Below are 19,758 nucleotides of genomic sequence, written 5' to 3'. Positions count from 1 at the left end.
AAGATTTTGGTTAAAACTTTTCAAGCATTTTGATTAATTTTTTAATTTTATCAATATTTTCTAAATGAATTACAAAATCATTATTTTTATTTTTGCAGTCAAATCCAAAGCGATTTAGTATGTGTTTTAATTTCTTTATTTCATCTTCAAATTCTTGATTAGGTAAGCTTTCATTATTTTTTATTTTTTTAACTATTTTTTCGGTATCTCTAACATTAAGTTTTTGACCTATTATACTATCAACCAACATTTTTTCATCTTTTTGATCTAAACCAACCAAAACTTTAGCATGACCCTGAGAAATTTTTCCAGAAGCAATCAACTCTTGAGTTCTAATATCTAAATTCAGAAGTCTTAAAGTATTTGTTATTTGAGTACGAGACTTATGAATAAGTTCTGCTAAATTCTCTTGTGTAATTTTATGAACTTGCATTAAATCCTTATAAGAATTAGCAAGCTCAATAGGGTTTAAATTCTCTCTTTGTATATTTTCAATAAGAGCCAATTCTCTAAGCTTATTCTCATCAATATCAGCAATAAAAGCTAGAATTTCTTTTTTTCCTAATGCTTTCACTGCTCTTAAGCGACGTTCTCCAGCAATTAAAATAAATTTACTATTTTTTTTAAATACAATAATAGGCTGAATAAGTCCAAATTCTTTGATAGAATTAGCAAGCTCATCTAAAGCTTCTTGATCAAATTTCTTTCTTGGCTGAAATGGATTGGGTGAAATTTGATCAATTTCTATCATAGTGCTTTGATTTTTATCAAAACCCAATTCTTTACTATAAACAGTATCCATATCACTGATTAAACTGCTTAAACCCCTATCTTTATTTAACCCCATTATAATTATCCTAATATAGAATACGCCAAATTTTGATAAGCAACAGAACCTGGCGATTTAATATCATAAAGAATTATAGGCTTTCCAAAACTTGGACTTTCTGCAAGTTTTACATTGCGAGGGATCACAATAAAGTCATCTTCGTTTCCATTAATAGTAAAAAGTTGTTTTTTAAAATTTTGTTTCAAATCATCTACAACATCTTTAGAAAGATTATTTTGAGAGCTATACATTGTCGGTAAAAATCCACGAACCCTGAGTTTAGAATTAATAGTTTTTTTGATAATTTTAATTGTATTTAAAACCATAGCTACACCCTCAAGCGCATAAAATTCACACTGTATAGGGATAATTACACTATCGCTTGCTGCAAAAGCATTTATAGTAATACTTCCAAGAGCAGGTGGAGAATCAATAATAATAAAATCATACTCATCAATCACTTCTTGAATTTGATTTTTAAGCAGCATTTTTTTCTCATTATTTTCACCTTTAGCAAGCTCTTGTTCTATACCTACAAGACCTATATTTGAAGGAGCTAAATGAAGTTGTGGCAATTCTGTTTTTAAAATAATATCTGAAAGCTTTTTTCTTCCTATAAAAACATGGTAAATATTATACTCATAATTATTACGATTAAAACCAAGTCCTGTAGTCGCATTAGCTTGCGGATCAACATCAATCAAAAGTACTTTTTTCTCAGCCACAGCTAAAGAAGCGGCTAAATTTACTGCTGTTGTAGTCTTTCCTACTCCACCTTTTTGGTTTGCTATTGTAATAATTTCGCTCATCTTAAACTATACACCCTTTTATCACCTAGTAAAATTGAACCATCTTCATACAAAAAAGAATTTTCAAGTGAAAAAACTTTACCTTCATGATGGACGCTAAATTTTCTTGATTTTTCGAATTCTAACATATACTTGCTAAAAATATTCTTCCATAAAAATTTTTTTTCTACTTTTTGCAAAAACTCACTCACTAAATCTTTAAGCGAAATTTCTATATCGCATAAAGCTGTATTTTGAGGTGAAAATTTCAGATTTAAACCCATACCGCCTATGATAAAATTTGAAATTTTAGCACTTATAACCCCTCCAGCTTTTTTATCATCTAAATATAGATCGTTAGGCCATTTAAGCCAAATTTTAGAACCTTTTTCTTGTAAAACTTCTTTAAGTAAATAAGCAAAATAAATGCTCACAGAGGCCAAAGGTAAATCTTTTGGTAAATCTTCTTCTTTAATACAAAAAGAAAGATGTAAATTTCCTTTAGAGCTTTGCCAAGAATTTTCCCTGCTTCCAACTCCATTTGTTTGTTCTAAAGCATAAATAGCAAAATTTCCATCAATCTTTCCATTGCGTATTTGCTCGCATAAAAAAAGATGAGTTGAGTCTATACTTTCAACACAAACTATCTTCACTTTTAAGCCTTTTTCCATTTAAATAAGTCCTACCATCAAGAACTTTTTTTCCACTTTCTTGAAGTTTTTTAATACGCAAAACTCCTTGTTTGCAAGCAAGCAAAAAACTTTCTTTTTCTAATTCTAAAATTTCACCCATCCTAGCATTTTGTTTTAATTCATCCACAAGTTCAAGTTCTAAGAATTTAAGTCCATTTTCCAAAAAAACTCCAGGCCAAGGAGTAAAAGCTAGATATTTTTGATAAAGTTCTCTTGCATTTTGCAAATTTATAAGTCCATCTTCTTTTTTGATTTTTCTACAAAGTGTTGCTAGACTTTCCTCTTGTTTTTTAGGGGTGATTTTATCGAAATTTAAAAGAGTAGAGAGGATGAGCTTAGCGGCCAAATTTGCTAAAAGTTCAAAAACTTCACTTGAATTTTTATCTTTTATATCACATTCTAAGCTTTCAAGTATAGCACCTGTGTCAAGCCCTTCTTCCATCAGCATGGTGCAAACTCCACTTTTTTCATCTTTGTTTAAAATTGCACTTTGGATCGGACTGGCACCACGGTATTTTGGAAGTAAAGAAGCGTGCAAATTCACACAAGGTGCTAAATCTAAAATGGCTTTAGGTAAAATTTTTCCATAGGCAGCAACCACGATAAAATCAGGATTTAAATCCTTAATCTCTCTTATAATATTTTCATCTTTTAAAGAACTTGGAGTAAAAATAGGAATACTAGGATAATTTTGACTTAAAAAAGCCTTAGTATCACTTGGAGTTAAAATTTGCTTTCTACCTACAGCTTTATCAGGCTGGGTAAAAAGTGCTACGAGTTTAAAATTTTCATTTTCTACTAGTGCTTTTAAAATACAAGTTGCGTAAGATGGAGTACCCATAAAAATAATTTTTTTCATTTTTTCGCTTTGTGTGAAATTAAAAGTTTTAATTATAACTTATTTGATTTTAAAAGAGAATTTAATAAATTAATCACTCAAACAAAGTTCCACCTATTTGTTTATCTTCTAATAAAAATGTCTTTGCCGCACTTAAATCAAATCCACTTGCTAAAAACATTTTTTTATTGTGTTCAAGTAAAAATTTAGCTGCTTTAAGTTTGGTTACTATACCGCCTGTTCCGTGTTCACTGCCTGTTTTTATGGTTGCTTGTAGCCATTCTTCTTTAATATGAGTGATTTTTTCTAAACGCTTTGCATCACTAAATTCACTAGGATTTTTATCATAAAATCCATCAATATCGCTTAAAATCACAAGCAAATCCGCATCAAAAAAATGCGTAGCATAAGCACTTAAGCTATCATTATCACCAAAGACAATTTCTTCTATAGCTGTAGCGTCATTTTCATTGATAATAGGCAAAATTCCTAAATTTATCATCATATCGATAGCATTTTTTGCGTGTTTGGTAGCTTTTCTAGAGTCAAAATCCTTACCTGTAAGTAAAATTTGTCCACCTAGTTTATTAAATTTGGCTAAAAGCTCGTTATAAACATTGATTAAAAAAGGTTGTCCAATAGCGGCTAAAACTTGTTTATTAATGAGGTTTTTTCTATCGATATCTAGTTTGGTGTGTCCTGCTGAAATAGCCGCTGAAGTTACTAAAATCACTTCATATTTTTCCATGAGTTTAGCTAAAAATGCGACTAAATTTTTAAGACGCTCAAAACTTAAAGTGTTTTCTTCGCTAATCACATGAGAACCCACTTTAACAACTATTCTTTTCATGCTTATTCCTTGAAAAATTTTTATAATTTTAGCCAAAATTTCATATAAACTAGTTATTTTTTGAAAAAATAGGGAGTGTTTGAAATTTTTAATATAAAACACTTCCTAGATTGTTAAAATTTTTATTTGTTATTTCTTAAAGTTTTAATTTCTTCTAAAAGCATGAATTTAAGTTCTTTAAGTCCTGTTTTTTCAAGGCTTGAGACTTTGATTAAAAAGCTTTGCGGATTATTTATTTCTTTGAGATAATTTTCTAACTCATTAATGTTTAAAGCAATTTGCTCGGCAAATTCTTCTCCTAAATTAACACTATCACTTTTTGAAATCATGATGCCAAATTTACGCCCAAAAAGTTCATTGGAAAATTTTTCAAGTTCTTTTCTTAGTACTATAAATTGTTCTTTTAAAGGCATTTCTCTCATAGGATCAAGCACGAAAAGTAAAAAGCTCGTTCTTTCTATGTGCTTTAAAAAAGCAAGTCCTAAGCCTTTACCCCCACTTGCTCCTTCGATAATCCCTGGAATATCAGCCATAACAAAGGAATTATACTCATCTACATCTACGAGTCCAAGTTTTGGAGTAAGGGTGGTAAATTCATAATTTGCAATTTCAGGTTTTGCATTTGAAACAACGCTTATAAGAGTAGATTTTCCCACATTTGGAAAGCCCACAAGCCCTACATCGGCAATAAGTTTAAGTTCAAGTCTAACTAAGCGACTTTCTCCTTTTATACCAGGTTGTGCGTAATCGGGGCGTTGATTAGTGGCGTGTTTAAAATGAGTGTTGCCAAGTCCGCCTTTTCCACCTTTTAAAAAAAGCTCTTTTTGTCCTTCTTTGGTAAGATCGAGTAAAATTTCATTAGTTTGTGCATCGATAACTTGCGTTCCTTCGGGCACTATAAGTTCTAAATTTTCACCCTTTTTGCCATTTTTATTGCGTCCCATTCCACCAGCACCATTTTGTGCGCGTAATTCTCTTTTGCCTTTGAAATTTACAAGAGTGTGGGTATTATTATCACATACGAAAATAATATCGCCACCATTTCCACCATCTCCTCCATCAGGGCCACCAAGTGGAACATGTTTTTCACGGCGAAAACTTACAGCACCTTTACCGCCATCGCCTGAAGCTAAAGTAATTTTAACACTATCAATAAACATTTAAATTGCCTTTGACTTTAAATTTATAAAGCTAAATTTGAGTAAATAAAAGAAGTTAAATTTATAAATTTAAAGTTTTCAAGACGCTAAAAAAGCGTCCTGAAAACTTATGCAGGATATACAGAAACTTTTTTTCTATCTTTATCTTTTCTTTCGAATTTTACAAAACCATCAATTAGAGCAAAGATAGTATGATCTTTTCCCATACCTACATTGTTACCTGCATGAGTTGCAGTTCCTCTTTGGCGGATGATGATATTTCCAGCTCTAACAAACTCGCCACCAAATTTTTTAACACCTAAACGACGACCTATAGAATCGCGGTTATTCTGAGTTGAACCTTGACCTTTCTTGTGTGCCATTCTTTACTCCTTAAGCTTTGATATCTTTTACTACAACGCGAGTAAATTGTCTTCTAAAACCGCGTTTGAGTTTAGAATCTTTTCTGCGTCTTTTTTTGTAAATCACAACTTTTTTATCTTTTCCGTGATTGATCACTTCTAAAACAACTTTTGCACCTGCTACGAAAGGCGCACCTACCTTTAATTCTTTATCATTGATAGCAAGAACTTCGCTTACTTCAATACTTGCTTTGCTTTCAGCTTCAAAGTGATCTAGTTTTAGCTCATCGCCAACACTTACTTTGTATTGCTTTCCGCTGTGTTTGATAATAGCATACATTGCTTTTCCTTATAAATTGGTAGTACCATAAAGCACCGCAATAACGGATTTAAAAGCTTTAGTGGTTTAATAAAATTTCAATTTTACACAATTTTTCTTTAATTTTTGATGAATTTAAGAAAGGATTTAGAGTTTGAGAAAAATCAAACTCTAAAAATTTAAAAGCCTAGATTTACTCCGCCACCTTCTTGGGTTTCATAATTTGCATCACGACCTATAGTATAACCATTTCCACTATTGCTACCAATTAAAGGTCTACAAATATCGCCTACTTTTACACTACCTTCTGTGATTTTTGCATAAGAAAGTTTAGGGCTTGTGCGAGTGATTTCAATACTTCCTGTTTTGCTTTCTACTCTTCCTGTATTTTCTTTTGTATAAGCATCTTTTATAACCTTCCCAAGAGCAAAACATTCATAAATATCACCTTGATTTAAGCTTTGAGAAAATACTACTTCATTGTTTTCAACGCTTGCAACTTTCAAAGGATAAATTGCATTTAAAATATCTCCTGCAATACGATTTGCAATTTGTTTGAGTGCGGTTTCATTGGCACTAAGACTATTGTCTTTAAGATTGACTTTCATACTTAAAGTATTAGAAAATTTAATTTGTCTTGTAGCAAATAAAAGCACACGATAATCTACGATAACTTCAATTTCAGTTTTGCTTTTTCCTGTTAAATTGCTTGTTTTTTGTTTACCTTCAAGTCCTGAAATAGAAAACAATAAAATATAATCTGTTGCTAACACATTTTTAAGTTTATAAACTTCATCGCTAGCTGCGTCGCCACTTTTGATTAAAGCTTTTTCCATTTCATAATAACCACTAGAATCACGGTCTAAAACATTAAATTTACGACTTTGCAATAAATCAGAAATGATTTTTTGTTGCAAAGCTGAGCCTATGCCTCTTTTTGCAGCATCTGGAGTAGAATCAAAAACAGTAATACTTCTTCTATTATCTGCACTTAAACCTGGAACTTGATACTTTTTTGTTGTTGTGGTTTTAAAAATCGTTACATTGGCTGTATATTTACCATTTGCATCTTGTTCAACACTATTGATTTCATAAGTATCGGCTCTACCTTTGGTGGCTTTTGAAATTTGCTCGCTGTAATTATCTTGTATGTTTGAACCTGAATTACCAGTTGAAACGCTAGTGTTAGATTTCTTAAGAGAATTGATGCTTACTCCGCTCATTTTTCCTATAGCTTCTATAATGGCATTGTTTATCGCATCTTCCCTAGTTAAACCTGTGCCTTCGCCTGTGCTTGATTTTGTTGAAGTTGTGGTTATAACTTTAGCATTAAGACTTAGGCTTAAAAATAAGCCTAAAAAAAGAATTTTAGTTATTTTCATCTTTTACCTTTAAAAATCATCCATGCTATTTACAACATTAGAACTTCTTTGTATGCTAGAAGATTTTTTAGCTTCATTTTTTGTTGCATTTGACTTTGAATTTAAAGCCTCATTTGTGTTGGCTAAATTTTCATAAGAATAAAATCTCACAGCTCCTACATGTTCAATACCATTTTCACTTGTATAGCTCCATTTTTTAAGAGTACGAATACCACGAATTTTACCGCTTGCGCTTGCTTTTATTTTACTATTTACTTTATCAATAATATTTGTTATGTTTTGAGTTTGTTCTTGAGTGGAACTATCATTAACATTAATACTTTGTTTGATGATTTCCTCGTAAGTATCACCAGTTGTTCTTTCATCTTTAAGACTTAAATTTGTATTAATAAACTCTATAATAGCAGCATCAGCCATAGCAAGTGCTGTTTCTTTGGCTCTATCTTCTAAAATATTTGTTTTTTTAGCATTGCTAGGATCTGCTACATAACCCCAGTTTCCATAACTTAAAATAATAGGCGCACCATTTTCATCATAAACTAAGCGAATTCCATATTCATTTAAAAAGCCTTTTGTATCTTTTGGCAGATACTCACTTATTGCCTTGCCTTTACCCTTAATAGCACTCTGTCTTGCTAGTGCCATATCTTTTGCTAATTGGCGAGTTTTATTGGAAATAACAGCAATAACACCTACATCATACTCACCTCTTCTTTGTGTAACTATAGTTTGCACAGGAACAAGTCCACTCATAGAACCTATGGCATTTGTCATAGTTTTGTTAAGAAATTCTTGCTTTAATAAAGTCTTTTTTCTGTCTTCGCTTAAAGAATTTGCATCTATACCTAAATCTTTTAATGCCTTATCAAGCTGAGCACCAGCTAATTGTGTAAGTTTATTTAAAATTTGATCAACCTTATCACCTTTTGGCAATTCATCAAATTCCTTAGCATTAGTAGAATTGTCTGCTTCATAATTTTGAATCCTGCTTGTAGCAATTCTTCCAAAAGCATCTCTTATAAATTCGCTTTGCAAATTTAACATTGCTTTTTGATAAGCATTTTGTAAAGCTTGTGCAAATTGTGGATCAGTATCATTTACAGCAACAGTACTTTTTCCCGTATAAAAAGTTTTTCCATCTTTGGTTATACCATATTCTATACCGAAATTATCGGCAAATTCTTCAAAAAAATCTTCAATTGATTTTGGGGTAATATCCTTAGTACTTGCGTCAGACATTTCATTTTGAGTATTTATATCTTGTTGTGTAATTTCTACAGGCTGGGAACCTTGTGCATAAAGTAAACTTGCCATAACTAAAGAGCCGATAAATAATATTTTTTTCATTTCGTATCCTTTTAAAAATGATAAAAAAAGCCCAAGCTAAACACTTGAGCTAAAAATTTTATTCATAAATTAATTTTTATTTTACCAAGTAACTGATTTACTAGAACCGGTTTTATCAATAGTTTGTTCATCTTCCCAATAAACTAAACCTGATGTTAAATCAGTAAGTCTTAGTAAGAAAAAGTATTCTACTTGAGTTTTACCATTGCTAAGTTTTACATTATCTTGTCTAATTTTACCCGCAAGAGAAAAATCAGGCGATACCAATGTACCCTTTTTTGCTATGGTTTTTTGATTAAACTCATCATTATCTCTTAATTCTCTTACATCTTCACTCATGCTATCAAGTGCTCCGCCTGCAGCAACTGCTGAAGTTAGAACAAATTTACCTGATTTTCTTAATGCAGAAGTGATTTTTGCGGTGAGTTTTTCAGTATCGATTCTTTGTGGGGTATCATTTACAACCCTACCAATAGCAATAACCTTTCTTGTACCTGGTTTAATATTTGCAAAAGCAGGATCGCTTAACATACTATTTATCATAGTTTCAGCTGCACTTTCAAAATCTTGTCTATCAAGACCCAAGGTTAAAGCATCGCCTTTTTTCACTTGACTTGCCTTTCCATCTGTATAAGCTGTTTGCGCACAACCACTAAAAAGCAAAGCTCCAATCAGAGCTGTTCCTAAAATTTTTGTTTTTTTCATGATTTATCCTTCCTAAAATGAGATTAATTTTTTGCTTTAATTTCTAATCTAAAATCCTTCGCTCTTATATCAGATGCAAGTTTACGAAGAATCACCTCTTGTCCTGCTGGAATTCTAAGGGCTTGATAGTCCTCATTTAAAACATCTCTTAGCACAAAACCATCTTTATCTAACCAATCTACTTTATAAATTACATCTTTAACAAAAGTACTGCGTAAAATCACTTCAAATTCTAAATAACCATTGCTATTTATACGCTTTTGAAATTGTTTTACTAAACTTTTTGGTAAATTTGAACCTAAAATTACAGTATTTTGATTTGAATTTATTTGATAACTTGGTGCACAAGCACTAAGTAAAAACATTAAAATAAATAAAATAATTTTTTTCATCTTTTAGCCTTATTTTTCCATGATAGCAACACTTGCAGGTAAATACGGAGCGAAAGAACGCACTATCACAAGAGCATTTTTATTTTTGTCCAATGATTTTTGAAACAAAATATTGCCTTGTGGATCTTTGATTTCTAAATTTCCGTCGTTTTCTATTGTTGCTATGGCAATACTTTTTGGTAAACCTCTCCAAGAACGCACATCAGCTTTATTGGTTGCAGCAGTTGCTACTGCTGTTGCAAGACTTAGCCATCCACCTGTAGAGTCATTATTTGCAACAGCTACATTTAAAGTGGTTTTAATTATAGTTTGAGCTAAGGCTTTAGCAATCATTGCAGGCATATTTATTTTAAATTCAGTAGCGACAATATTGTCTAAATTTACAAAATCATTTGTATTTTGACCATTTATATTTAAATTTGCAAAAGAAGCTTCCCTTTTTTTCAAGGTTTGTAAAGCAATATTTGTGCTAATAATTTTTTTATCCACTATAAAAGGTAAGGTTAAAGCAAATTCATCCTTAACTACACCAAATCCATTTTCATAAACTACAAAAACATATTTTTTAGCTTTTTTGACTTTTATTTTTGTGGCATATTCTTTAAAAATTTTAGCCTCTTTTTTGATAGTTTTGTTTTTTGGATAAATAATAGCTACTTCTCTAAATAAATCTGCAGCTTTTCTATAATCTTTATCCATAAAGAAAAATATTGAAGCAAGATAAGTCGCATAAGGATTTATGAAATTTTTTGTTGTATCAAATTCTTTAAATAAGTTGCCATATTGCTCTTCTATAACTTTTGAGTTTTCATTCATATTTTTATCATAATTTTTATCTTCTTTTGCCTTATCTAAATCAGCACGATTTTTTTCAATTTCTTTAGCAAAATATTCTTTTGCCTTATCTTGACGCATTAAAGCACGATTAAACTCAACTCTTGCATTTTCATAATCATCTTCTTCCATATAGTTTAGAGCTTTATATATATTAACCATAATTCTTTCATATAAAGAACCATCATAATCTACTATATTATCATTAAGCAAGGTTGTACCAACAAATTTAGCTGCTTTAGAGCCTACATTTTCTAAATCCACATCATATTTATAAGATTCTTCCGCAGCATCAAAAAATACATTACTTTTGTTAAAATCACCACAATTTCTAGCAATCAAACCTGCATTTAATCCTGTATAAATGACATCATCATTTTTTTTAATTTTTTCTAAATTTTGATTGAAAAAATCATCACCACAATATTTTTGTGTTAAAGCATTTTCAAATGTTGTATTTTGTTTAACCTGATTAACACAAGCTGTTAAAAAAAGGCAAACAATACCTGAAAAAATCAACCCAACTTTTATCTTCATTAAATTCTTTTCTTAAATAAAATTAAAAATGAATATTATAGCGTAGTATGTACTTAAAAACTAATGAAAAAATTTAACCCTAGGAGAAAAACCTAGGGTTTGATTTAAATAAGCATAGGAGCTAATACAAAGCTTAATGCTACAGCAATTGCAATAGCTAAAACTCCTGGTATAAAGAAAGAGTGATTAAATATAAATTTACCAATTCTAGTCGTTCCTGTATCATCCATTTGCACAGCGCCAAGTAAGGTTGGATAAGTTGGAAGCACAAAAAGCGCTGAAACTGCTGCAAAACAAGCTACAAGCATATAAGAATCATGCGGATTTGCTGCCGAAATTCCTAAAGCGGTGATAATTACAGGTACAATGGCCTTTGCGGTTGCTGCTTGAGAATATAAAAGCATACTTGCAAAGAAAAATGCAACTGCTAACATAGCAGGGGTTTGTTTAACCCAGTCGCCTGCTACTTCTTTAATAGAAGCTTCGTGTCCTGCAACAAAAGTATTTCCAAGCCATGCTACACCAAAAACGCAAACACAAGCAGTCATACCACTTTTAAATACACTGGTATCAAGAATTTTACCTGGTTCAACTTTGCAAAGCCAAGTGATCAAAGTTGCTGCAGTAAGTAAAAAGCTCATAATAGCTGCATCTCTTGGAACCACAACAGGATCAATCCATTTAATATTGCTCGAAATTGCGGTTGCATAAAGTACAACTGCCAAAACAGTGATCAAGAAAATTCCTACTGAAAGTTTAGCACCTGGTTTATCTTCACCATGTAAAATAGCTCCTGCATCTTTAACAAGTCCTGCTTTTAAGCGTTCTTGATAAACGCTATCTTTGCTTAAATCCATAGGAGTGATTAAACTCACTATAAAAGCTGTAAGCATACAAGCTATAAAAGTTGTACTGATCCAAATTCCAATTAAAGTTGGATAATTCCATCCAAGTGGCTCTAAAACTCCGCTCATATAAACCACAGCTGCACTCACAGGAGAAGCAGTGATTCCAATTTGCGAAGAAACAACCATTAATGAAAGTGGAGCACTAGGTTTTATGTTTTGAGATTTTGCAACATCAACTACAACAGGCATTAAAGAAAATACTGCATTTCCTGTTCCTGCTAAGATTGTAAGCAACCATCCACAAGCCGGAGCTAAATAATTTATAAATTTAGGGCTTGATCTTAAAATTTTTTCTGTCACCCTTACCATATAATCAAGTCCACCTGCTTGTTGCATAGCAGAAATTGCTGCAATAGCTGCAGCAATAATTAAAATAACATCCCAAGGAATATTACCAGGTTTCATACCTAAAACAAGTCCTAGTATAACTACACCTAATCCTCCAGCATAACCTATAGCAATACCGCCTAGGCGAATACCGATAAAAATTGCCCCAAGAAGGACGATTACTTGCAAAATTATCATTATATCCATATTAAATCCTAAAATGCTATTTTTTAGCTTCCATGTGAGGATTTAGCATATTTGATGGTGTTAAAATTTCATCAATTTGTTCTTTACTTAAAAGCCCTCTTTCAAGCGCAATATCAGCCACTCTTTTTCCAGTGTTCATTGCCTCTTTAGCTATAGAAGCTGAATTTTCATAACCAATATAAGGATTTAAAGCTGTTACTATACCTACTGAATTATAGACAAAGTCTGAACAAATTTTTTCATTTGCAGTAATACCATCTATACATTTATCAGCTAAAGTATACATTGCTTTTTCTAGCATTACAATAGAATTAAATAAGCTATATGCTGCAACTGGTTCAAAAACATTAAGTTGTAATTGTCCACCCTCACAAGCAAAAGTTACAGTTACATCTGCTCCAATAACAAAATAACAAACTTGATTAACTACTTCAGGAATAACAGGATTTACCTTACCTGGCATGATAGAACTACCTGGTTGCATTTTTGGAAGATTAATCTCATTAAGGCCACATTTTGGACCACTACTTAAAAGTCTTAAGTCATTACATACTTTAGAAAGTTTTGTTGCAACACGTTTTAAAACACCTGAAATTTGTACATAAGCTCCCGTATCTTGAGTCGCCTCGATCAAATCCTCAGCCACAGTATATTCAAAACCTGTCACTTCTCTTATTTTTCTTTCTACAACCTTCGGATAATCAGGATGAGAATTAATTCCCGTTCCAATAGCAGTTCCGCCCAAATTGATCTCTAAAATCAATTTTCTAGCTTCTAATACTCTTTGTATATCTTCACCTATCATTACGGCAAAAGTTTTAAATTCACGACCTAAAGTCATAGGTACAGCATCTTGCAGTTGGGTTCTACCCATTTTAAGAACATCTTTAAATTCTTCAGCTTTTCTCTCATAAGCTTTTTTTAGATGTTCCATAGCTTTTGCCAAATCACTTAAATAATCATGCAAAGCAAGGTGTAAAGCTGTAGGATAAGCATCGTTAGTACTTTGGCTTAAATTAACATGATCATTTGGATGAAGATATTGGTATTCACCTTTTTTATGACCCATAAGTTCAAGTCCTATGTTTGCTATAACTTCATTAGCATTCATATTTGTACTTGTTCCAGCACCTCCTTGGATCATATCTACTACAAATTGATCATAATACCCGCCTTCTAAAATTTTATCGCATGCTTTAATAATCGCATCTTGGATATTTTTATCCAAAAGACCTAATTCATGATTTGCCATAGCTGCAGCTTTTTTTACTCTAGCCAAAGCTCTAACAAAGCGAGGAAAATCTTTTAATCTATCATGAGAAATATCAAAATTTTCAACAGCTCTAAAAGTTTGCACTCCATAATAAACCTCATCAGAGATTTCCAATTCCCCAATAAAATCATGTTCTTTTCTTGTTCCCATTTTGAACCTTTCATAAAAAGTATTTTAATTTAAAATCAAAAATTTTTGATTTAAATCATAAAATAATGATATTGCATTTTTAGTTAATAATTGGTTAATAATTAAAATACTTTCAAAATATAATAAATTAAGTATTTTTATATCCTAAATTATGTCTTTATATTTAATTTTTATTAATATAAAAAATTTTATTTACTTCAAAAAAAATTAATATATTTTTGCAAGCTTTTTTTTGCTAGAATAAAATTTTTAATAATTTAAATAATTAGGGATAACATGGAAGAAATTACAATAAACATAGATAAGATTAAAATAAATGATGACTGGAAAGAATTTTTAAGAGACGAATTTCAAAAAAAATATTTTCTAGAAATCAAAAAACAATACCTAAATGCGATTGATCAAAATATAATTATTTATCCGCCTGCAAATTTAATCTTTAATGCTTTTAATTTATGTCCCTTAAAAGAAATTAAAATTATTATCCTAGGACAAGATCCCTATCATCAACCAAACCAAGCAATGGGGCTTAGTTTTTCGGTTCCAAAAAATGTAAAAATCCCACCAAGTCTTAATAATATTTTTAAAGAATTGCAAAATGATTTAAACATCACTCCAGAAAAAAGCGGAGATTTAAGCTCTTGGGCAAAACAAGGAGTTTTGCTCTTAAATTCTATTCTTAGCGTTGAAGCAAATAAAGCAGCTAGTCATAGTTCGTGGGGTTGGCAAGAATTTAGTGATGCTATAATACATAAATTAAGCAATGAAAAATCAGGGCTTGTTTTTATGCTTTGGGGAAATTACGCAAAAAGCAAGGAGATTTTGATTGATAATACTAAGCATTTGATTTTAAAAGCAGCTCACCCAAGCCCTTTAGCTAGAACAGGATTTTTAGGTTGTAAGCATTTTTCAAAGGCTAATAAATTTTTAAAAAAAGTTGGTAAAATTCCTGTAGATTGGAAAATAGTTTAAAAAATTATTTTAAATTTTAATAAAAATATTAAAATATATTTATTTATTTAAAAATAAATCGTATTTCTATGAAATATATTATAATAAAACAACTCAAAAATTAATTTTTAAGGAGAAAAATGAAAACCATTGGTATTATAGGCGGAATGAGTTTTGAAAGCACTATTACTTATTATAAAACAATAAATCAAGCTATAAATGATAAATTAAAATCTTTAAATTCTGCAAAAATTTTACTTTACAGTGTTAATTTTGAAGAAATAGAAAATTTACAAAGCCAAGATAAATGGCAAGAAGCTGCACAAATTTTGACTCAATGTGCTAAAAAATTAGAACTTGCAGGGGCTAATTTTATAATAATTGCAACTAATACTATGCATAAGGTTTTTGATGAAATTCAACAAAACATAAATATCCCTATTTTGCATATTGCAAAAAGTTCTGCTAAGGCTTTAAAACAAGAAAACATACAAAAAATTGGTTTATTGGGTACTAAATACACAATGACTCAGGATTTTTATAAAAAAATACTGATTGAAGAAAATATTAGCGTTATTACTCCTAGTGATGAAGATATAAAAATCGTTAATGATATTATTTTTAATGAGCTTTGCAAAGGTAAAATCAAGCAAGATTCTAAAGAAAAATATTTAAATATTATAAAAAAACTACAAGAAAAAGGGGCAAAGGGAGTGCTTTTAGCTTGCACTGAAATTGGTTTATTAATATCCAAAAATGATACAAATATTAAAATTTTTGACACAAGCCTTATTCACGCCCTTGATGCTGCTAATGAAGCTTTAAAAGATTTATGATTAAAAGATGCCCAAAAATGGGCAAATTGCAATATTTTGAAAAGATTTATACTTATATCGGTTTAAATCTTATCTTGCTTTATAGTTTGCTATCTTTTTCTAATTGATTGATATTTAGCATTATAAATTTATAGCTTAGATAAATTACTAAAGGCCAAGCCAATAAAAACAAAGCATGTAACATTTTTTCTCCTTAATATGCGTGATCATCGTTTGCGATTTCTTCGCGTGTAATTTTTACTTTATCCATTGCATTCCAAACATAGATAATATAAGCTAAAACAAAGGGTACAAGTAAAGACACATAAGCCATGACGCTTAGAGTATAATAGCTTGAACTTGCATTTTTTAAAGTTAAAGAACTTTGCAAATCACTTAAAGATGGGTAAAAAGCACTTTGACCTAAACCAATGCTTGATAATAAAGCAAAAACTGTTAAAACCGTTCCAAGTCCTAGGGTAAAAATAGCTTTAGAGCAACCTTTTGCTCCTTGAATCATACCTAAAAGCACTAAAATCACACCGATAGCAAGCAAGATAGCAAAAATCATTTGATTTAAGAAATTATATAAATACAAATTCGCACTCATGCTTACAGTTCCATTGGCATCTACGCTAAAACCATCTTTTAAAAAAATCCACGCTAAAAAACCTAAGAAAAAAGGTAAAAACAAAATGCTATTGATCATAAGTTTTTTCATAGCTCTTATTTTGATATTCTCATCATTGATATTGTTCATAAAATACGCTGCGCCTAAAAGCCTTGCTAAAAATACCAAAGCTAAGCCTAAGAGATAATTAAAAGGATTGAGTAAAAGTTCTAAGCCGTGCAAAGGGTTTTGCCAAGAAACAAAATTATGCTCATTTAAGATAAATTCAGAACCGCTAAAAAAACTACTTACTGCAACTCCGATTAAAAATACCCCTAAATATCCATTGATTTTAAGAAAAATTTCATAGGTTTTAGAGCCATAAACATTATTTTCTTTTTTACGATACTCATAAGCCACAGCTTGTAAAATAAAACAAAATAAAATACAAAGCCAAGCCCAATAAGCTCCGCCAAAACTGGTACTATAAAAAAGTGGAAAAGCTGCAAAAGCTGCTCCGCCAAAAAGTACAAGAGTTGTAAAACCAAGCTCCCATTTACGCCCTAAAGAATTGACTAGCATGGTTTTTTCAAGCTCATCCTTGCTAAGCTCATCGATTAAAGTCTGTCCACCTTGGACAAAAAACATAAAAACTAAAAGTCCACCGAGCAAACTTAAAATCAACCACCAATAAATTTGCAAACCTTCAAGTTCTAAACCAAAAAACATTATTTTTCTCCTTTGCCCATAAGTGGAGTATGTCCTGCATGTGCGTCAAAACCTTTTTTAATCTGAGTAAGTATTATTTTAACTTCTGCAATCAATAAGGCTGTAAAAAGTACTGCAAAAATCCAAAATGAAATTTGAACATTGACTTTTCCAAGTTGTGTTGCTGCGATATGTACGGGAAGTAAGTCTTGAATTGCCCAAGGTTGTCTGCCTACTTCAGCAACAATCCAGCCTGCTTCAGCGGCGATATAACCCAATGGAATGGATAACAAACACACCCAAAGTACTTTTCTAAATTTCTCAATATCATTTGCCATAGTAAGATAAAGTGTAACAATGAAAAGTAAAAAGAAAAAACTTCCTAAAGCAACCATAATATGAAAGCTATAAAAAGTTAAAGCCACAGGCGGAATAGTATCACTTGGTTTTTCTAAATATCCATAACCAAAATCTTTAAAATGAGTTTCTAAAATAGATTTGTGATTTGCCATAGCTATTGTATCATTGTTTTCTTTAGCAAGTTTATAGTCTTTTAGAGCTTGTATAGCGATTTTTCCTCTATCGATACGATTTTGCATAGGTTCTATACCTTTGCTTTCATTTCCATAGATTAAATCTTCAATTCCTGGAACAAAAGAATTTGGATCACGGTTTCCTAATATAGAAAGAGCGTAAGGTATAGTAATGTCAAATAAAAACACACTTTCGTTATTGTCTATGGTTTTTTTAGGGTTTAAAATTCCAAAAGGCACAAGTCCTGCACGATGTTCACCTTGATAAACCCCTTCCATAGCTGCAAGTTTCATAGGTTGAGTTTGAGTTACACGGTAAGCACTTTCATCTCCGCTGAAAAACAAAAAGATTGAACAAACCAAACCAAAACTAGCTCCTACAACTAAGCTTTTTTTAGCCTCGATAATATGGCGTCCCTTTAACATAAACCAAGCTGAAATTCCTATTACAAATAAAGCTGAAATCACATAACCGCTGCCTATGGTATGTAAAAATTTTGAAATAGCCACAGGAGAAAGTGCTACTTCAAAAAAGCTTTGCATTTCATTTCTTGCTGTATCAGGGTTAAAGCTCATTCCTACAGGATATTGCATCCAACCATTTGCCACTAAAATCCAAAAAGCAGAAAGATTGCTTCCTATAGCCACACACCAAGTTGAAAGTAAGTGAAAACCCTTACTTACTTTATCCCAGCCAAAAAACATAACTGCAAAAAAAGTAGCCTCTAAAAAAAATGCCATAATACCTTCAATCGCCAAAGGTGCACCAAAAATATCTCCCACAAACCAGCTATAATTTGCCCAGTTTGTTCCAAATTCAAATTCCATTATAATACCTGTAGCTACACCGATAGCAAAATTTATAGCAAATAATGAAAGCCAAAATTTGGTGATTTTTTTCCATCTTTCATTTTTAGTTTTTACATAGATAGTCTCCATGATAGCAATGATAAAAGATAAGCCTAAGGTTAAAGGCACAAACAAAAAATGATAAAGTGCAGTTAAAGCAAACTGCGCTCTTGACCAATCAACGCTACTAAATTCGTTCATTTATTTTCCTTCGAGTGTAAGATTTTTGAGTACAAAAGTGCTTTTTTCTTTGTCGCTTTTAAAAATAGAATTAAAATTTACATCAAAAACAAAAAGTTTTAAAATCACAAACATAACAAAAAGTTTGATAAAGATAATTTTCCAAAGGGTCTTTCCAAGAGTTAAATTTTTAAAACCTTCTTTGTAAAAATTAAAAATTTGAGAAATACTAAAATATAAGTGTTTAAGATGCATGTAAATTCTACCTTTAAAAACAACAAAATAAAACATTTTAAGAAGCGGAAAATTATAATGAAAATTATGTTATTATTTTCTTAAAAAATTTAAATACATAATCAAGGTTTTTAATGCAAAAAATTAAAGTTTTTATTTTTGTTTTATGATTTTTTTCTTTAATGCATGTTCTTCTAAATTTTGAAAATGTAAATCCTTTGGGGCGTTCATTTGGGGAATTTGAAGACACTCACTCTTTAAAACTGGATTTTGAACCTATTTTTCCTACCAATCAAGAAATTCCAAGTTTAATTAGCAATGCTGATTTAGTACTTATTACTCCTATTTACCCCACCTTTAACTAGTAGCATCAACAATAATGCAGTAAGACAACTTGCAAGTGGAGCAAACCCCTTAGATATCTTGATGATACAAGAAATAGGAACTTTACTAAGAATAGCCACTCCAATAGGACACCATGTGCAACAAAGTGGAACGCCTATTGACGAATATGAGTAGAATTTGAGGACTCTTTCAAGACCTGATAGGGTTTTTATTTATTATTCTCACATTGATGTAGAAGCTAATCGTGTAAATTTAGCTATAGTTTCAAGACCCATTATAGGAATTCGCGATGGAAGTGATGCTTTTTTTCAATATCTATGCTTTAGCCAATGAAGGAACAGATGTAGGAGCAATTATCACAGCCCATAAATACACATTTTGTAAATATACCTCAAGTTAACTGGATGATAGCAGGGGATTTTAACCGCGATCCTTCTACTATAACAAATACAGTGGATAGAGAATTAGCAAATAAAATTAGAGTGGTTTTTCCAACTAGTGTAACTCAAGCAAACGGAGGGACTATTGATTATGCAATTACAGGCAATTAAACATACAACAAGCCTATACTCCACCACTTTTAGCTGTGATTTTGATGCTTGCAAGTTTAAGATCATTTTCCAGTTAATTTTAGAAAATTTTAAGACATTTAAT

General features: G+C 31.0%; 21 protein-coding genes and 1 pseudogene. 4 read left to right on the top strand and 18 right to left on the bottom strand.

Annotation, left to right across the window (positions count from 1 at the left end):
• Positions 1–10: 10 nt before the first annotated feature.
• The 15 genes from ELQ11_RS05860 to aspA all read right to left on the bottom strand — a co-directional run bounded on the left by ELQ11_RS05860 (position 11) and on the right by aspA (position 13,879).
• A complete protein-coding gene (locus ELQ11_RS05860) occupies positions 11–847 on the bottom strand; it encodes a ParB/RepB/Spo0J family partition protein (RefSeq protein ID WP_002871098.1) in 837 nt (278 codons plus the stop codon).
• 5 nt (positions 848–852) lie between these two features.
• A complete protein-coding gene (locus tag ELQ11_RS05855) occupies positions 853–1,638 on the bottom strand; it encodes an AAA family ATPase (protein ID WP_002851697.1) in 786 nt (261 codons plus the stop codon).
• Positions 1,635–2,288, bottom strand: a complete 654-nt coding sequence (locus tag ELQ11_RS05850) for a biotin--[acetyl-CoA-carboxylase] ligase (RefSeq protein WP_002860934.1) — start codon at positions 2,286–2,288, stop codon at positions 1,635–1,637. The genes ELQ11_RS05855 and ELQ11_RS05850 overlap by 4 nt, the downstream gene beginning before the upstream one ends.
• Positions 2,251–3,168: a methionyl-tRNA formyltransferase gene (gene fmt, locus ELQ11_RS05845; RefSeq protein ID WP_002860933.1), complete on the bottom strand. Its 918-nt coding sequence runs from the start codon at positions 3,166–3,168 to the stop codon at positions 2,251–2,253. Before fmt ends, ELQ11_RS05850 begins: the two co-directional genes overlap by 38 nt.
• Before the next feature lie 73 nt (positions 3,169–3,241).
• Positions 3,242–3,997 (bottom strand): glutamate 5-kinase, encoded by a 756-nt coding sequence (proB, locus tag ELQ11_RS05840; protein WP_126236768.1) that lies wholly within the window; start codon positions 3,995–3,997, stop codon positions 3,242–3,244.
• 122 nt (positions 3,998–4,119) lie between these two features.
• The gene (obgE, locus tag ELQ11_RS05835; protein ID WP_002860931.1) at positions 4,120–5,157 is read right to left on the bottom strand and encodes a GTPase ObgE; all 1,038 of its coding nucleotides are present in this window, start codon (positions 5,155–5,157) and stop codon (positions 4,120–4,122) included.
• A 107-nt stretch (positions 5,158–5,264) separates the two neighbouring features.
• Entirely contained in the window at positions 5,265–5,519 is a 255-nt protein-coding gene (gene rpmA / locus ELQ11_RS05830) for a 50S ribosomal protein L27 (RefSeq protein WP_002800974.1), read from the bottom strand.
• Between the two features lie 10 nt (positions 5,520–5,529).
• Entirely contained in the window at positions 5,530–5,838 is a 309-nt protein-coding gene (rplU, locus tag ELQ11_RS05825) for a 50S ribosomal protein L21 (RefSeq protein WP_002778820.1), read from the bottom strand.
• 158 nt (positions 5,839–5,996) lie between these two features.
• Entirely contained in the window at positions 5,997–7,199 is a 1,203-nt protein-coding gene (locus ELQ11_RS05820) for a CsgG/HfaB family protein (RefSeq protein WP_052949427.1), read from the bottom strand.
• A gap of 9 nt (positions 7,200–7,208) precedes the next feature.
• Positions 7,209–8,546 (bottom strand): DUF6844 domain-containing protein, encoded by a 1,338-nt coding sequence (locus tag ELQ11_RS05815; protein ID WP_002871095.1) that lies wholly within the window; start codon positions 8,544–8,546, stop codon positions 7,209–7,211.
• A gap of 81 nt (positions 8,547–8,627) precedes the next feature.
• Positions 8,628–9,251: a penicillin-binding protein activator LpoB gene (gene lpoB / locus ELQ11_RS05810; RefSeq protein ID WP_002851945.1), complete on the bottom strand. Its 624-nt coding sequence runs from the start codon at positions 9,249–9,251 to the stop codon at positions 8,628–8,630.
• A 23-nt stretch (positions 9,252–9,274) separates the two neighbouring features.
• Entirely contained in the window at positions 9,275–9,643 is a 369-nt protein-coding gene (locus tag ELQ11_RS05805; RefSeq protein WP_002871094.1) for a YcfL family protein, read from the bottom strand.
• Positions 9,644–9,652: 9 nt separating this feature from the next.
• Positions 9,653–11,014 carry a COG3014 family protein gene (locus ELQ11_RS05800; protein WP_002871093.1) on the bottom strand — a complete coding sequence of 454 codons (1,362 nt, stop codon included), beginning with the start codon at positions 11,012–11,014 and terminating at the stop codon, positions 9,653–9,655.
• A 104-nt stretch (positions 11,015–11,118) separates the two neighbouring features.
• Complete coding sequence (locus tag ELQ11_RS05795) at positions 11,119–12,456, bottom strand: anaerobic C4-dicarboxylate transporter (RefSeq protein ID WP_002860926.1); 1,338 nt, start codon at positions 12,454–12,456, stop codon at positions 11,119–11,121.
• A gap of 16 nt (positions 12,457–12,472) precedes the next feature.
• Complete coding sequence (gene aspA / locus ELQ11_RS05790; RefSeq protein WP_002854440.1) at positions 12,473–13,879, bottom strand: aspartate ammonia-lyase; 1,407 nt, start codon at positions 13,877–13,879, stop codon at positions 12,473–12,475.
• A 276-nt stretch (positions 13,880–14,155) separates the two neighbouring features.
• Here aspA and ung point away from each other — a divergent pair, with 276 nt between their 5' ends.
• Positions 14,156–14,851, top strand: a complete 696-nt coding sequence (gene ung / locus ELQ11_RS05785; RefSeq protein WP_126224475.1) for a uracil-DNA glycosylase — start codon at positions 14,156–14,158, stop codon at positions 14,849–14,851.
• Positions 14,852–14,970: 119 nt separating this feature from the next.
• Positions 14,971–15,666 (top strand): aspartate/glutamate racemase family protein, encoded by a 696-nt coding sequence (locus ELQ11_RS05780; RefSeq protein WP_002860924.1) that lies wholly within the window; start codon positions 14,971–14,973, stop codon positions 15,664–15,666.
• A gap of 193 nt (positions 15,667–15,859) precedes the next feature.
• Here ELQ11_RS05780 and cydB read toward each other — a convergent pair whose 3' ends face one another.
• The 3 genes from cydB to ELQ11_RS05765 are packed head-to-tail and all read right to left on the bottom strand — an operon-like array spanning position 15,860 to position 18,780.
• Positions 15,860–16,984: a cytochrome d ubiquinol oxidase subunit II gene (cydB, locus tag ELQ11_RS05775; RefSeq protein WP_002860923.1), complete on the bottom strand. Its 1,125-nt coding sequence runs from the start codon at positions 16,982–16,984 to the stop codon at positions 15,860–15,862.
• A complete protein-coding gene (locus ELQ11_RS05770) occupies positions 16,984–18,546 on the bottom strand; it encodes a cytochrome ubiquinol oxidase subunit I (RefSeq protein ID WP_070210683.1) in 1,563 nt (520 codons plus the stop codon). Before ELQ11_RS05770 ends, cydB begins: the two co-directional genes overlap by 1 nt.
• A complete protein-coding gene (locus ELQ11_RS05765; protein ID WP_002860921.1) occupies positions 18,547–18,780 on the bottom strand; it encodes a DUF4492 domain-containing protein in 234 nt (77 codons plus the stop codon). It abuts the gene before it with no gap.
• A gap of 161 nt (positions 18,781–18,941) precedes the next feature.
• On the opposite strand from ELQ11_RS05765, the gene ELQ11_RS05760 reads away from it, so the two are divergent.
• Together ELQ11_RS05760 and ELQ11_RS10090 are read left to right on the top strand one after the other, a co-directional pair.
• Positions 18,942–19,124 (top strand): toxin, encoded by a 183-nt coding sequence (locus ELQ11_RS05760; RefSeq protein WP_070243404.1) that lies wholly within the window; start codon positions 18,942–18,944, stop codon positions 19,122–19,124.
• A 10-nt stretch (positions 19,125–19,134) separates the two neighbouring features.
• Positions 19,135–19,748, top strand: a pseudogene (locus ELQ11_RS10090) (cytolethal distending toxin subunit B family protein); the annotation flags it as partial.
• Positions 19,749–19,758: the final 10 nt, after the last annotated feature.

It is taken from the genome of Campylobacter sp. US50a, assembly GCF_004379015.1.
GTDB lineage: Bacteria > Campylobacterota > Campylobacteria > Campylobacterales > Campylobacteraceae > Campylobacter_D > Campylobacter_D jejuni.
The sequence above is the reverse complement of the archived record's forward strand: the minus strand, read 5'-3'. Positions and strand labels throughout refer to the sequence as shown.